This is a genomic window from Cognatundibacterium luofuense, from assembly GCF_018139685.1.
GTDB lineage: Bacteria > Pseudomonadota > Gammaproteobacteria > Burkholderiales > Burkholderiaceae_D > Undibacterium > Undibacterium luofuense.
Genome location: NZ_JAGSPN010000226.1, coordinates 1 through 395, shown reverse-complemented (window position 1 = coordinate 395; position 395 = coordinate 1). Strand labels below are relative to the sequence as shown.

The 395-nt window shown below is 54.4% G+C and carries 1 protein-coding gene; it reads right to left on the bottom strand.

The window, feature by feature from the left end; translation table 11 throughout:
* Positions 1-31 precede the first annotated feature (31 nt).
* Positions 32-364 carry a transposase gene (locus KDM89_RS20145; protein WP_329604711.1) on the bottom strand — a complete coding sequence of 111 codons (333 nt, stop codon included), beginning with the start codon at positions 362-364 and terminating at the stop codon, positions 32-34.
* Between the last annotated feature and the right edge of the window lie 31 nt (positions 365-395).

The following is a 395-nucleotide window of genomic DNA, read 5'->3' as shown; positions in this document are numbered from 1 at the left end:
TCTTCTTCCAGTCCCTGGTGGATCGTTTCGATCACTTCTCTTCCTCGCCCAGCAGGGACGCCAGCTTTTTTCTGGCACGCAGTTCTAGCATGGCCTCGCCATATGCTTCCTGAAGTTCCTTGATCTGGCGTTCATACTGCTCGCGCACATCCAGCGGCTTGGCCCGCAGGGCGTTCTCCATGCCGCGCTTAGCTTCGTCAACCCATTCCTCGATTTCTGAGGGCGGCATATCGAAGGCCCGACTTGCCTCGGCGATCGTGGTTTTACCTTGAATGATTTCAGTGACCAGCGCTGCCTTGCGCTTCGCCGTCCATCGCTTGACTTCTTCTTCCATGACCATGCTCATGTGATTTCCTTTCCGTATTATCACCTGAGCAGGAATTCACTGGGTCATT